This window comes from Paenibacillus sp. KS1 (assembly GCF_001680695.1).
Lineage (GTDB): Bacteria > Bacillota > Bacilli > Paenibacillales > Paenibacillaceae > Paenibacillus_B > Paenibacillus_B suaedae.
In genome coordinates this window covers 59,619-73,642 of the sequence record NZ_MAIS01000012.1, presented here as the reverse complement: position 1 = coordinate 73,642, position 14,024 = coordinate 59,619, and the positions used below count along the sequence as shown (strand labels likewise).

Annotated in this window: 9 protein-coding genes and 1 riboswitch; of the genes, 2 read left to right on the top strand and 7 right to left on the bottom strand. The window is 46.8% G+C overall.

Features of this window, described 5'->3' with window-relative positions:
- Positions 1–60: 60 nt before the first annotated feature.
- The 6 genes from BBG47_RS06335 to pyrH form a co-directional block, all read right to left on the bottom strand.
- A complete protein-coding gene (locus BBG47_RS06335; protein WP_065291012.1) occupies positions 61–4,359 on the bottom strand; it encodes an S-layer homology domain-containing protein in 4,299 nt (1,432 codons plus the stop codon).
- A gap of 152 nt (positions 4,360–4,511) precedes the next feature.
- Positions 4,512–4,704, bottom strand: a riboswitch (cobalamin riboswitch).
- Between the two features lie 133 nt (positions 4,705–4,837).
- Positions 4,838–5,935 (bottom strand): dual-specificity RNA methyltransferase RlmN, encoded by a 1,098-nt coding sequence (gene rlmN, locus BBG47_RS06330; protein WP_065291011.1) that lies wholly within the window; start codon positions 5,933–5,935, stop codon positions 4,838–4,840.
- A gap of 294 nt (positions 5,936–6,229) precedes the next feature.
- A complete protein-coding gene (locus tag BBG47_RS06325; RefSeq protein WP_065291010.1) occupies positions 6,230–7,270 on the bottom strand; it encodes a hypothetical protein in 1,041 nt (346 codons plus the stop codon).
- A gap of 28 nt (positions 7,271–7,298) precedes the next feature.
- Positions 7,299–9,695 carry a DUF4179 domain-containing protein gene (locus BBG47_RS06320; RefSeq protein ID WP_065291009.1) on the bottom strand — a complete coding sequence of 799 codons (2,397 nt, stop codon included), beginning with the start codon at positions 9,693–9,695 and terminating at the stop codon, positions 7,299–7,301.
- Entirely contained in the window at positions 9,692–10,219 is a 528-nt protein-coding gene (locus BBG47_RS06315; protein WP_065291008.1) for a sigma-70 family RNA polymerase sigma factor, read from the bottom strand. The genes BBG47_RS06320 and BBG47_RS06315 overlap by 4 nt, the downstream gene beginning before the upstream one ends.
- 181 nt (positions 10,220–10,400) lie before the next feature.
- On the bottom strand, positions 10,401–11,138 hold the full coding sequence (gene pyrH, locus BBG47_RS06310; protein ID WP_065291025.1) for a UMP kinase: 738 nt from the start codon (positions 11,136–11,138) through the stop codon (positions 10,401–10,403).
- 351 nt (positions 11,139–11,489) lie between these two features.
- Between pyrH and BBG47_RS06305 the strand changes: the two genes are divergently transcribed.
- Together BBG47_RS06305 and BBG47_RS06300 are read left to right on the top strand one after the other, a co-directional pair.
- Entirely contained in the window at positions 11,490–12,071 is a 582-nt protein-coding gene (locus BBG47_RS06305; protein WP_065291007.1) for a PadR family transcriptional regulator, read from the top strand.
- Between the two features lie 67 nt (positions 12,072–12,138).
- On the top strand, positions 12,139–13,410 hold the full coding sequence (locus BBG47_RS06300; RefSeq protein WP_065291006.1) for an acyl-CoA thioesterase/bile acid-CoA:amino acid N-acyltransferase family protein: 1,272 nt from the start codon (positions 12,139–12,141) through the stop codon (positions 13,408–13,410).
- Positions 13,411–13,533: 123 nt separating this feature from the next.
- Here the strand turns inward: BBG47_RS06300 and BBG47_RS06295 are convergent, their stop codons facing one another.
- Positions 13,534–13,953, bottom strand: coding sequence for a winged helix-turn-helix transcriptional regulator (locus tag BBG47_RS06295; RefSeq protein ID WP_065291005.1), 420 nt, complete (start codon positions 13,951–13,953; stop codon positions 13,534–13,536).
- Positions 13,954–14,024 lie beyond the last annotated feature (71 nt).

Genomic DNA, 14,024 nt, shown 5'->3' with positions numbered 1-14,024 from the left:
ATGAATAAGTTCGAATAAGGAAAGAAGGAGATTGCTCTCCTTCTTTCTCACAGTTGCTAATTATTTGTCGCTGTGCAATCTCACCATGACGACAGCGGCCATTTCTCTTGTCACATGCTGTTGAGGCTTAAAGTAACCATCATCGCCTGACATCAGGCCTGCTTGATATGCATATTTAACATATGGCAACGCCCAGGCAGATACCTGCTTCTGATCTTTCAGTGCTGTTGAAGTTTCTGTGCTCTTCGGCAATCCCTTCATTCGTACAAGCACAGTTGCCATCTCTTCTCTCGAGATTGCCTGATTCGGTGCGAATTTCGTTGCGGAGGTGCCCGAAATAAGGCCTTTGTCCTTCGCTGCAGCTACATAGCCTGCATACCACGACTTGGCGCTTATATCAGTGAACCCTGAGTCTGTGCCTAGTGGCTGTAGACCCGCATACTTCACGATCAAGGCTGCAAATTCAGCACGGCTCAATTCCCGCTTCGGTTCAAATTTAGACGTATCCTTATCCTTGTTCGTCCCTTGCATAAATCCGAGCTCCGTTGCCTTGTTTACCGCTTCCTTCGCCCATGCAGAAATCGAAGTCTCATCCGTATACGTTATTTTCACGTCTTTTGGCTTCTGTGTGCTTGTTGATGCAGCGTCCGTCATATCATAAAGACTACTGCGATTTGTCACAAAGCGATCATAAGCTGCCAACGCGAGCAGCGCTTGCTGTGTCGCCATATAATTGCTTGCTTCGCCACGACCGTGTGCAAAGCCGCCATCTTTATTAGCATACGTGCGCAAAGCTTGCAGCAAACCCCCGCCATTTTGCACAAATCTCTTATCTTCCAAATCAATACCGAGACTAGACAGTGCTACGATCACCTGCGAGATGCTCTCACTAGTCTCTACGCCCCACGCCTTGAATCCTCCGTTAGGAAGCTGCTTGGAGGACAACCATGCTAACGCCTTATCTGTAGCTACCTTGACCTCTTTGCGTTCCTGATATTTCGCTAACGCTTGCAGTGACATAGCGGTCATATCAATATCGCTCGCTGCACTAGACTCTTTGCTTAGAGGGAATCCGCCATCCGTATTTTGTTGATTCAGCAATTGCTGAATCAGCTTATCTCTTGTCCATTGTGCATCATTAGGAATGGTGGATTTATTCGCATCCAAGGCCAACAAGCCAAATACGAGACCATTTATGCCTTGATTCGTCATGCGAGCATTATTATAAATTTTCTCCAGCAGATTATAGCCGGCTACATTGCTTGGATCCTTGCCGATTGCTGAAACTACGAGAGCTATACGTTCGTAGTCGGTCACCAAGCGGAATTCACCTTGTTTCTCTTTCACAAAGTTCTCTAATGCTGTGTAGTACGCAGATGGTACTTGCTTGCCTGATCGAGCAAGAGCGATGGCATCCCAATCAACAAAGCTGTCTTGAGCGGTAAATTGTCGATTGTTCTGTACCCACGCAGAAGTACTGTTCAAGAGCGCTTGCAGCTTAGCCGATGTCTCTTTTTGCTTCGGTGTAAGCTCTTTCCCACCTTGATCTGTTACGTCCGGTACACCGATGCCTCCAGGCAGGTTAGGCTTAACGGGTACTTTTGTGTCTCCTTCGAAGTTGTCTCCGATGTCTTTGCCTAAGTTTGTCGTATACTGCCAGCGAAGTACGTCTCCCTTATTTAAGCGATAGATTCCTGCGCTGTATTTTGGGAAAGTGCCGTTAACAGAATACATCCAGCCACTTAGATCCTTAGCTCGCAGCCCGTCAATTTCCCAAACATAAATAGAACTTCCTCTACCTTCTCTATCTATCGATATTCCTGATTTTGCGGCTACTCTCTCCAACACAGTAAAAGCTGTATCTCCATCTTGAAGTGGTACCGTCATTGGGGCAATAATGTCCCCCGCTCCGATTGAACGCTTTTCTACTGAAAAGGTTATCGTATCTGCAACAAAAGGTGGCACGACAACGCCGCCACCATTTCCGGTGCCTGTACCTTTATCTCCACCAGGTACTTCTGGTTTTTCGGTACCTGTTCCATTATCCCCGCCAGGTACTTCTGGCTTTTCGGTACCCGTTCCATTATCTCCGCCGGGTACTTCGGTTCCTCCGTTACCTTCCTTGGCTTTCGTTATATAAGTGACAAATTCAGAAAAATGCCTTGTCTTGATTACGAGTTCGCCTTGTTCTCCATAGGAGTAGGCATCATCATTACGAACAGATGCATCATCGTATTTTTGTATAGCAGTAAAAGTCCCACTGGCATCCAAATATCCTGCTTCATTATCTCCCTGACCCTTTAACACTAGCGTTACATGCTGATTGAATTGAATATCTTGATCTCCGCCTAGTTTGACACGCAGATCAATGTTCTCTGTCTCCTTCTTCACATGAGATAGAACTTCGTTCACTTTTGCAAGAAGCGCCTCATTATTTGCATCCCCACTATGAGGAAGTTCCAGTTTTTTGTCCCAAGCCGGAGAAATGACAACAGTATTCGATTCAATTTCAAGATATGTACTACTCGTTACCGAAGTAACATGTGGCAATTCTTGTTTCGGAAACACAAGTATTGTCTTGTTGGATGACAATTCATCTTGTGGAGAGCCTATTTCAACTCTCTGTTCCTTCTCATCGACTTGAATCACCTTGTCGTTCGGTTGATTAGGCTTGTCTTGATCCTCAATATCCTTGCCTAAGTTCTTTGTATATTGCCAACGGAGAATATCTCCATCCTTTAATGGGTATGCTCCTGCGCTAGACTTCGGTGCGACTCCATTTACGGTATATACCCATCCGCTTCCATCCCCATGATCCTTTTCCCAAAGGTCATCGATACTTTCTACATATACAGAAGCACCTTTCCCTTGGAACTCTAATTCGATCCCCTGTTCCTCCAGCACTTTCTTAAGGATGGAAAAGGCTGTCTCTCCTTCATAGATCGGTACGGCAGTTGGCACTAGAATATCTGGCTCGTTTAAGGTGCGTCTCTCCACGGATAAAGTAACTAAACCAACCGGTTTAGGTGCCTCTATGCGAATACTGACTACGTTACTGCTTACAATGCCTGCAGTCGTTCCTGCCAAGGACTGTATCGCAACAGTGCCTGCTTTTGCACGACCACTGAATGATATTTTTACTTTTTCATTACTCAGCTTGGAGATTTCCTTCAGCTTTAGTCCAGTCGTTCCTACATCGATAGACCAGCTGTCAGCTTTAGTAGACTCGACTCTAAATAAATCGCCAGACAGTGTAATCTCAACTTCCGGATCTACCGCGCCATTATCAATTTGAGAGGTAGTCAAGATGCTTGAACGATAATTCTGTAGCGGCTTCGCATCAGCAATACGCGACCATACGGATTCGCCGCTTTGAATATCCAACAAGGCAGTAAGCGCCTGCTGTGTTGCCATGCCATTACCATCAGTGTCCTTAACTAGCCAAGCAAATGAACCGTCAGCCTTCTGAAATTGAGAATACGCATCCAAAAACGTTTTCCCATTCTTCGTCCATCTAGAGCCAAATACATCTTCACCTGAAGCGATTAAGCCGGATACGGAAGTAGATAAGCTATTCGAATTCTCGTCCCCGACGATACCCTCACTTTCAGAAGCGAATCCTGCACTGTTCAACTGACGCTTCATCAGTAAGTTCTTTGCACGTTCAATCGCCTGCTCAACAGCGCTATCTCCTTGATATTGGCCTAATGCCAGCAGGGCCATTCCAGTTATATCGGTGTCACCTGTGCTTCCCGTAGCCTCAAGTCCGAATCCGCCGTCTGCGTACTGGGCACTGAGTAAATACTTCAGAGCCTTCTGTCGAGATGCGTCATCCTTCCATACCCCGACATCCTGTCCCCGCTTCAATCCGGCATTGAGTGCAAGTATGGACCAAATATGCTTATTTACGGCACCAAAGGATCCTGTTGTTTGATTTTGCTGTGATGCTAAATCTGACCACAGGTTTCGATTTGTTTCCCAAGCATGTTCAGGATCTCTCCCCATCGAAAGCAAGCCGAATATGTATTGTATCTGTTCCGTTCCATTGGATTGGGGACGATATCGTCTCGGCTCCTTCTTTTCCCACGCGGGCAACTTCCAAGTCCCATCATGCAAATCTTGACCCGCACTCCACAGAGCAACAAGCTCCCACCATGAATCACTTACAGCGTCTTGATTAGAAGCATCATTATAATAGTCCTTATAATATTGAACCGTATGTTCAATCATGTTATTTAACTGAGTATTGCCCTGCCCACTAGCCGCTCCTATGACTTGTGGCTGTACAAGTGATAACAACAATACGATACTTAGTAATGCAGACAAGCTCTTCTTCAACATTCTGTTCGTAATCTTCAATGTCCGCTCTCCTTATAAATCAATATAAAGGCAATAAAAAAACACCTTTCCTTGTTAGAAAGATGTTAGGTAACCACTTCTGTGCAGCCAAATACACTAGTAATCTCCTACTAGCAGCACGAATAAACATCCCCCTCCCATCCTCGTGAGAAATATAGAGCACTTATATGGCAGGTCTCCTGGCTTCGCATCATCGCTCGACAATCTACCTTCCCGTTAACTCAGTTAACAGTGGATAAAAGCCTTGATTATCAGCTCTGCGTTACAGTGGCGGGACCGCGTCGAACTCGCATCGACTTCCCTATTAAGCTGCGCATGCACAGCACCATATAAACTATTTCTATGTAATTGCGATAAGAATACGCGGTTTTATTGTAGCAAAATTTAGCATGACGGACAAAGAACTTTCTCATAGACAGCACGAAAAAAAGCGCCCTACCCATTGGTAGGTACGCTTTTTGTAAACTACAAATTGATTTTAGCTCATAGCTGCCTGATCGGCACCAGCACCGCTTTCCTTCTTAATCTGCTTACTGCGAAGCTGTCCGCATGCTGCATCAATATCTGTGCCATGCTCCAACCGTACACTGCAGCTAATGTCATTTTTCTTCATGACATCATAGAAGCCGCGAATTGACTCCTGCTCACTGCGCTGATACTGGCTGTGCTCATCAACTGGATTGTACGGAATCAAGTTCACATTGACCTCGTCCTGCATCTTCCACTCTTGAATCAGCTGCACCAACTCAAGCGCGTGCTCCTGCTGATCGTTCACGTCCTTCAGCAAAATATATTCCAGTGTCACCCGTTGGTTCGTCGTGTTGATGAAGTACCGAATCGCCTCCATCACCTTCGCAATCGGAATCGCGCGGTTAATCTTCATAATGCGCGTGCGAAGCTCATCATTCGGCGCATGCAAGGATAGGGCCAAGTTCACCCGCAGATTAATATCTGCGAAGTCTTTAATCTTATTCGCCAATCCACTTGTCGAAACCGTAATTCGTCTCGCTCCAATTGCCAGACCTTTGTGGTCGGTAACAACCCGCAAGAAGTCAACGATATTCTCGAAGTTATCGAATGGTTCTCCGATACCCATCACGACGATATGGCTGACTAAATCACCCTCACCCACTGCATCCAAATGGTGCTGAACCTTCATGATTTGCTCCACAATCTCACCGCTCGACAAGTCGCGGCTCTTCGCCAGCAGTCCGCTCGCACAAAAGCTGCAGCCGATGTTGCAGCCAACCTGAGTCGTCACACATACCGACAGCCCGAATTTGTGTCTCATCAATACTGTCTCGATCAAGTTGCCATCCTGCAGCTTGAACAAGAACTTGATTGTGCCGTCAGCCGATTGCTGCTTCACATGCTCGCTAAGCGTATGAATAACGAAGTGTTCAGACAGCAGTGCTACGCTGGCTTCATTTACTTCTGTCATATCAGCGAAATCCTTGACCCGCTTACGATATAGATAATCCCACACTTGGGATGCCCGTGACTTCTTATGCCCCCGCTCCTCTAACCAAGCGGCCAACTGATCCAATGTTAATCCATAGATGGATTGCTTATTCATCTAGTGCCCTCTTTTCAACACGTTAAAATTCTGTCTTACTTGCTTATAAGTTCTTCTATAAATCACTGAACTTCCTCTTATAATCTGATTATTATTGTCCCAGAACTTCTGAAATATAACAAGAGTCTTTCCCGTTATAGTCAATAAGTGATTGTTTTCATAAGGGATGTCGAATGCCATCAGATATAATTAGCTTAAATGGAAAAGGGGCGCCAGTTGTGGCGCCCTCTCTTCTATTATTTAGAACCCATAATTATATATAACATAACCATTCTGCTCTCTATATTATTTATTCTATTTTCGTTCCATGCGAACGAGATTGCCGAAGTTATCAAACTTGGCTACAATTGAGTCCTTGCCCTTGCTGCTAAACGTGTAGTCGCCCCAGTCCTTATTAACCTTCACCTCGTAGGAAGATAAGTCTACGCCCCACAATTTCTTCGCGATAGGCTTAGCGATCACAACACCTTGCTCTTTTGTCAATGATTTGCGCTTCTGATTATCCGTTGTAGGCTTAACATTTATGGATATAAGCTTGCCCGTTTTTGCTTCAATTGTGGCAGCAGCCTCGACCACGAACGCCCGGTTATTCTCATCTATCATCACAGCCCCATTTTTCCTGAAATCACCTTTAACCTCTATTTTCCTTGCTAGCTTCCATTCTTCTCTTCCTTCATATTTTTCGTATTCAATGTTCGTAAATGGTTGAACCTTATCGATTCCCATACTTTTTACAGCCTGCTCTGCCACGCTTATGATTTTGCGATCCATATCCGCTGCCTTGTATGTAAAGCGGTAATTTAATGGCTTATTTGTCTTCGTATCGATCTGAACGAATTGATTGTCTTTCGCTCCGAAAGTCATCGATTCTGTTTTATTGTCTGCGATATTGTTCTGGAAAAAGTGAGCTTCCGTAAAGACCAGCTCCGCATTTTTGCGAAACTGCTCCGCTGCTGACTGTGCTGCCTTCAGGTACGATGCGTACTCATCAGTTACCTCCTCCATTTTGAAGCTCAGCGATATGGTAAGTACCTTGCCGGAAACTGCATCGACCGATACAACGGCGCTCCGATCTTTGGATTGGATGATCCAATTCTCTTTTTTCTTTTTATCTACAAAATAACTATCCTTGAACGCTTCCTCCAATTGAAATGCTTTTCCGTTTCCGTATTGCTCAATCGCCTTCTCAGCCGACTCTGTCAACTTTTGATCTACATCGCTATACTGAACAATTCCCGTCCCTCCGTTATTCCCGCCGGCCTGTTCCGCCATAGCCGGAGTTGCAGCGAACAAGCTGCATGCGAGTGAAAGCGCCAATAATGTATTCATTTTCATGAAAAATACCCTCCTCGTATAAGTCCGTTTAATCTTGTATTCCCTCTGCCGGAATCAGCTCCAACTTCCAGAACTCACCCTTTGCATTGACGGTTCCTTTAATCGTCGTTGAACCTTCTTTCGTGAATGTATATTCATTGAGCTTGACGCTCACATCGTAGCCTTCCATATCGATGCCGAATACCTGCTTAACGGTCGAAATGACCTTACTGATAGCCTGTTCTGGCGTATAAAGCAAAGTTGCGTATTTCTTCCGTGCAGCTTGCTCATCGCCAGGATAATCATCTTTATAGCTTTGCTGAACCGACCAGACTCGGTTCGTCCGTACCCCCACTCTGGCAAAGAGAGTCCTATCACGCCCAATCTCCCATACATGTTCCGTTGGAGTCATTCTCTGCGTCATGGTTGTGGATCGCAATGCCTTGCCTTCCGCAAAAAGTGGATACGCCTTCTCCGCTGCAGCTTTGGCCTTTTCATTGAAGCTTCCATGTTCATACCGCAGTTCTGCTATTTCCACCTGACCCGTTACCGCATCAATCGTAATGGAAGCTTGGTCATTATGGAACGACCAGCTATTAAGTTCCTTAGATCTCACACGGACAGCCTTCGCGAATGCGATCGGTTGTTCAGGCTTCATTTGCCGCAAGGTATCTTCAACCGTCTGACGCAGTTTGTCATTCAATTCATGGTATGGAACGGCACGTTGTACAGTAATGGGCTCTGCCGCTTCTTTGAGCATTATGACAAAGCTCTCGCCGTTATCCTTGGCATATAGGAACCACCGATCGCTGTAATCTGCGACGCCATACAGTTCGGCTGGCTTGTTTGGAGCGAGATCATGCATTGCCTGTTCCGCCTTGCTTACGATTTCAGGCTTTAACTCCGCTACTGTCATCTCATATATCGGTTCATCGGTACCTGGAGGGAGCGGTTCAGCCGACGGCACGAGCGGAATGCTCCAACTGATTGGTGTCTTCTTCGTCCACCTTTCCAAGGATACGTTCAGGCTGCCAGGGATCTCGGACTGACCTTCGAAAAAGAACAGCGTACGATTGCGATACTTTCCTTGCGAATCCTGCTCCAGTTCTGTCGCCGACTCCGCTCTAATTTCCTTCCCCTGCTTGTCCATCATGCGCCATTCCAGATCTAGCGTGTCAGAACCAAGCTGCTGTTCAGCCTCCAGTATCCACCCCTTGCCTTGAAAGGCTTCGTAGCCGTCCTTCATCTGCTCAGGAACTTCTTCTGTCTTCATTCGTGCCTTGAAAACAATGCTCTTCCCCTTCACCTCCTTCCTTAACGGCTCCTTCATCAACGCCGCTGGATCGAGTGCTATAGAATCCCCTTTAGAGAATCGTTCCTGTGTATAGATTGCTGTCATTTCCAAGGTCAAATCCTTTGTCTCCTCAAAAGGAACGAACGCATGGCGGTACCTCATATGCCCCAACGTTCCTTGACCATGCAAGGACTGTTGAAGAACATTCTTATTTCCGATGGCTAATTCTCTGCGCACCAAACCATCATATGCAGCCACTATATCTCCTTTCCCATCTTTAATTTCATACCGGAACATTGGATCTGTTTTCTGAACGCTTCTCCATGCCTGTGTCTCATTGACTTGCAGCAATAGCTCTGATTTACTTGGCCCATGACGAAGCTGGTTAACATCTACGCTGAACCCCATCTGTGATTCATATCGCTTGTTAAGTGGCACGATAGTTGTAGAAGCCTTCGCCTTCATCAGATCAATAGGTACGTCCAAGTGCCATTTCCCCCGCGTCTTGCCGATCTGATTGATATCGAAGCGCACCGTAATCTGGTTTGGCAGATCTGACATATCTGAAATCTCTTGGCCGGGCACAAGATCGTCTAGCGATAGGATTAGAATTCGATCGTTCCCTGCATGGGTCTGCTGCAACCGAAGCGGAAGCACCTTCCCCTCGCTGTCCACGATCTCGTATCGGTTCACGTACGGATCATCTTCGGATCCGTTCGGGATGAACGTATCGAACAGCCGATCCGAATCCATGGACTTCCCGCCCTGTTCGATGCCGTACAGAATTGAAATGCGCAATACATCGTGAATCGCTTCTTTCACCTTCAACGTAATTCCCTGATCGGTTACTTGCTGGTTGATCGGCACCGCAAACCCCTCGTCCGCCGCCTTCTTCAAGCCTTCATCCGTTTTGTTCAACGAGAACCATGATTTCACGACTTCAGCGAATGTAGGAGAGGCAGCTGCACCCAGCACGACGGCCAGAACAAGTCCTGCAGCGGTGATTCCCGCCACCTTCGCAATCTTCATGACGCCGCCCGTTTGCCGAAGCTCTCGCTTCGCTTGCCGCACACCCATGATGCTTCGCTCGCGCAGCTCCTCTGGTATATCGATTTTCTCTATTTCCTCTATAATTCGATTGCGCTGGCTCATGAGATTTCACCTCTCTTCAAACTCTTCCGAAGCTTGCCCAATCCCCGGTATAGTATCGTTTTCGCGGAACCCAAGGGAAGCTCCAGCATGTCCGAGATGTCCTGGAACGTATACCCCTGATAAAACTTGAGCAGGATGACGCTCTTCTCTTGGCCATCCAATTCGTCGAGCAACTCCTGCAAAGTTACGGCCAAGGGAATATCCTCCTCGCAGGAGCCTTCTATTTGCTGCTCGGCATACTCGGGCGAAAACGGAATGATTTTATTGCGCTGCTTCAATATATAAAGAGAACGATTAATCGCGATTTTAAGAATCCAAGTCTTAAAATACTGCGGTTCCCGCAGGCTGCCGATCGATTTAAAAGCTTGATACGCAGTTTCTTGCACAATATCGAGCGCATCTTCCTTGTTCTTCACGTACATGTAAGCCATCCGGTAGATGGCTTCCTCGTGCTGCTGGAATAGCTCCAGGAACGCCTTGTCGCTTCCCTTCTGCGCTTTCTTCACGAGCTTATGTATATCCATGTGGCATCGTTATCTCCCTTCCCTCTCATATCATTAGAGCACGGACGAGAAATTTTGGCTTTGAATGAATAAAAAAAAGCCATCCCATAGGATGACTTAAAGCAGCTATAACGGACGAGAATCCAGTTATAACGCGGTTCTCTACTTAAAAAGGATTCACGCTTGTGGATCCTTGTCTGTATTAATCAAACTGTAGAATTGATTCTTCGCTAATTAATGTGCCATTGTTTTGCCCTTCACATATGTCGCGCATCGTCCCCGGTCGATCGAAGTTGAACACATGGATGGGCAGACGGAAGTCCCTTGCCAAAATAAATGCGGATTGATCCATCACCCTCAAATTATGCTGGATTACATCGTTGTAATGGAGAGAGGCGAACTTTCTCGCATCCTTGTTCGTTCTCGGATCCGCCTCAAGCACACCGTCAACGCCTTGCTTCGCCACGAGCAGAGCGTCGCAATTCACCTCAATTGCCCGCTGCACGGAGGGATAATCGGTGGTGACATAAGGCTGGCCATTGCCCCCTGCAAATATGACGATATACCCCTTCTCCAAATGGTGAATCGCTCGCAAGCGAATATACGGCTCTGCAACAGAAGTAACCGGCACGGCGGTCATGACGCGAACCTCCTTATCGGTCTTCGCCTTCAGTACGCCTCGAAGCATGAGACTGTTGATTACGGTCGCAAGCGTCCCGATATTATCGGCCTCTGCGCGCTCAATCCCCCAACTTTCCGCCATATTTCCACGAAATATATTTCCTCCCCCAATGACGATCGACACCTCGACACCCAGCTCCACGACGGACATCACTTCACTAGCAATATGCTCTAGTCTGTCAGGAGCAAAGCCGAATTCACTGCTTCCTGCAACAGCACCGCCGCTAAGTTTAATCATAACTCGCTTGTATCTCGTCATCCCCACACCTCCGTAGAAATTGGCAAAATAAAAAAACACTAAAGCAGCGAATGCCTTAGTGTTCTTATGGGATGGAAATATGAAATTGAACTCGCGAATGAACGGTTCGTCTTCGGCTTCCAATTCATACTCCCACTCCTTATCATCGTGATTTCCACCTATTGTAAACACTCTGCATGGAAAAATCAACATGATCTAGATCACACGATCATTGCTCCCTCCATCATAAGAGCGCAAAAAGATCCTCTGAATTTATTTCCATAACCCCCCTTTACAATGATTGGAAAGCCGTGCTATCTTATAATCAACAATGAATACTCAACGTTGACTATTGAAAAAGGAGATCATGACATGACCCGCTTAATGGTACTCGGATTATTGATGATGAGATCGATGTCCGGCTATGAAATTCAATCGTTTTTGCAGCAGTCGAGGACTGACCAGTGGGCGGGAATCCTCCCTGGCTCCATTTATCATGCGCTAAAGAAAATGGAGGGCGAAGCTCTCGTTCGCGTGGAAAATGTAGAACAGACAGGGAATCGCACAAAAGCTACGTACGGCATTACCCCAGAAGGCAGAACGGAATTCCTTCGCTTGCTAAAGGAGTCATTCGCACTATCTTCCGTTCAACTGCCAACCACGCTGTATACAGCGGTTTCCTTCCTGCACTTATTGCCTAAAGAGGAAACGACTACAGCCATTGACGCGCAGATTCAGCTACTGAAGCAGGAGCTAGCTGATATGAAGGCCGGCCAAGTCGAGAAGGAGAAGGCGGCTTCGATTCAAGAATACATCTTGCTAACGTTCGAAAATATGTATGAGCATTACGAAGTTCAGCTGCGGTTCCTCCGAAAATTGCGAGAAAGCGTAGAGCGAATGCCCATAGATCCCGCCTCCGATTCTCTAACAAAGGAAACTCCAAGTAAGTTCTAATGGCAAAGAAAATGACAGGAACGGTTGCAAAGTGATATTTTCAACTATCATATGGAGGGATTGATGTATGTTGAAGCCAACCATTGAAATGGTAAGAGCAACAGAGCTGGCAGATGAACCTATAGCCATTCGCGTCAACGGACTGCAGGCCGGAAGTCGGTATAAGGTAGCTGCTGCAATGCCCGACGATATGGAGCGGAAGTGGCTTTCTGAAGCTGTATTTACAGCCGACATCCATGGGGCGATCGATACGTCAAAGCAAGCACCGGAATCGGGAACATACCAAGGCGTAGATGCTGGCGGCGTGCTCTGGTCGATGCAACTGCAAATGGATACAGGTGAGCTTTCTTACGATAATCCGAATTCCATTCCCTATTTCATGAAAATGAACATATCGCCGCAAACGATCACCATATCGCTGTACGACGACAGTCATTTGCTTGATCAAACCACCTTCACCACCAAGTACGTATCCGATCAGGTTCAAGTAGAAGAAATCAACGAAGGCTTCGTCGGGAAGTACTTCTTCCCTGGCCAGTGTTCGAATCTGCCTGCCGTCATTGTCGTCGGCGGATCGGGAGGCGGTTTCTTCTGGTCGGAACAGGTTGCGGCATTGCTTGCAGCAAGAGGGATTGCAGCGGTAGCCGTCGCTTACTTCGATTTTTACGGACATTATGGTCTATCAAGAGAATTGACTAACATTCCGTTGGAGACATTTGCGGAGTGCATTCGATGGCTTCAGGCTCGGAAGGAAATCGATGAGAATCGCATCGGCGCAGCCGGCATCTCCAAGGGAGGAGAACTGGTGCTGTTGCTTGGCGCCACGTTCCCAGAGGAACTGAAGGCGGTAGTTGCATTCGCACCATCGCTGTATGTGCTGCAAGGAATTCGTATCGGCTCTTCTGAGAAGAGCTCTTCTTGGTCGTATCAAGGCAAGCCACTCGATTTCCTCCCGTATCCAGATGATTACGAGACTGCCATGAATTTCGATAAATCCAAGCTGAGAGATATTCATAATCGGGCATTTGAGAATACAGAAGCAAAGCAAAAATCGCAAATCCCCGTTGAGCGGATGAAATGCCATCTGCTGCTTATCTCCGGTGATAAAGACGAATTAGGAACAACGTCGGAAATGTCCGCGGAGGCCATGCAAATCTTACAGCGCGAATCGTATCCTTATGAGACGTTCCACCTTCGTTATCCGAATGGCGGCCACTCTTTTCACATCCCGAACCTGCCACCGGTCAGCTTATCCCCGCAAGTCGAGCTCCGGGATGTAGCGCACGCTGAACGCGACGCCTGGACGAAGATGATGGAGTTCTGGCAGCAGTACTTATAGAACGCGGGGTTTCCTCAGCTCGAAAAAAACGCATAAAGGTAAAAATGACACTAAAATAGTGTCATTTTTGCGTTGGTGATTGGATAGCTTTTAGCCCACGATGGCCAAACGCTTCTATCTGATTCAGTCGAACCGCTCCTTGCATTGTTCATGCGAACAGCCCTCATGGGCAATACCCAGCCCCTGCTTGATTTGATCCATTCGCATTTTTCCCCACTCATACATCATTTCCACGAGAGGCAGCAGCGTCATGCCAAGCTCCGTCATGGAATACTCAACCTTGGGCGGCACCTCTGGATATACCTCACGATGCACAATTCCATCCTCCATCAGCTCGCGCAGCTGGTTGGTCAATATTTTATGGGATACCTTCGGGAACAAACGTTGGAGATCACTGAAGCGATGCGGCCCTTCAACACCCAAGTGCCAGAGAATGACGACCTTCCACTTTCCACTGATAATGGACAACGTCAACTCCTTCTCACAGTTAAAATCACCGTTCACGATTTTCTTCTTTATTTCTTCTCGCAATGTATCTGACATCGATTTCAAAACTCCTCATTTCTTCAATAAGTAACCTATAGGTAACCTCCGCACAAAAAAGTGCATTCTTC

Excerpts from the sequence above, each read along its gene's own strand:
- rlmN (WP_065291011.1), bottom strand. The coding sequence starts at position 5,935 with ATGAATAAGCAATCCATCTATGGATTAACATTGGATCAGTTGGCCGCT.
- BBG47_RS06325 (WP_065291010.1), bottom strand. The coding sequence starts at position 7,270 with ATGAAAATGAATACATTATTGGCGCTTTCACTCGCATGCAGCTTGTTC.
- BBG47_RS06320 (WP_065291009.1), bottom strand. The coding sequence starts at position 9,695 with ATGAGCCAGCGCAATCGAATTATAGAGGAAATAGAGAAAATCGATATA.
- BBG47_RS06315 (WP_065291008.1), bottom strand. The coding sequence starts at position 10,219 with ATGGATATACATAAGCTCGTGAAGAAAGCGCAGAAGGGAAGCGACAAG.
- pyrH (WP_065291025.1), bottom strand. The coding sequence starts at position 11,138 with ATGACGAGATACAAGCGAGTTATGATTAAACTTAGCGGCGGTGCTGTT.
- BBG47_RS06305 (WP_065291007.1), top strand. The coding sequence starts at position 11,490 with ATGACCCGCTTAATGGTACTCGGATTATTGATGATGAGATCGATGTCC.
- BBG47_RS06300 (WP_065291006.1), top strand. The coding sequence starts at position 12,139 with ATGTTGAAGCCAACCATTGAAATGGTAAGAGCAACAGAGCTGGCAGAT.
- BBG47_RS06295 (WP_065291005.1), bottom strand. The coding sequence starts at position 13,953 with ATGTCAGATACATTGCGAGAAGAAATAAAGAAGAAAATCGTGAACGGT.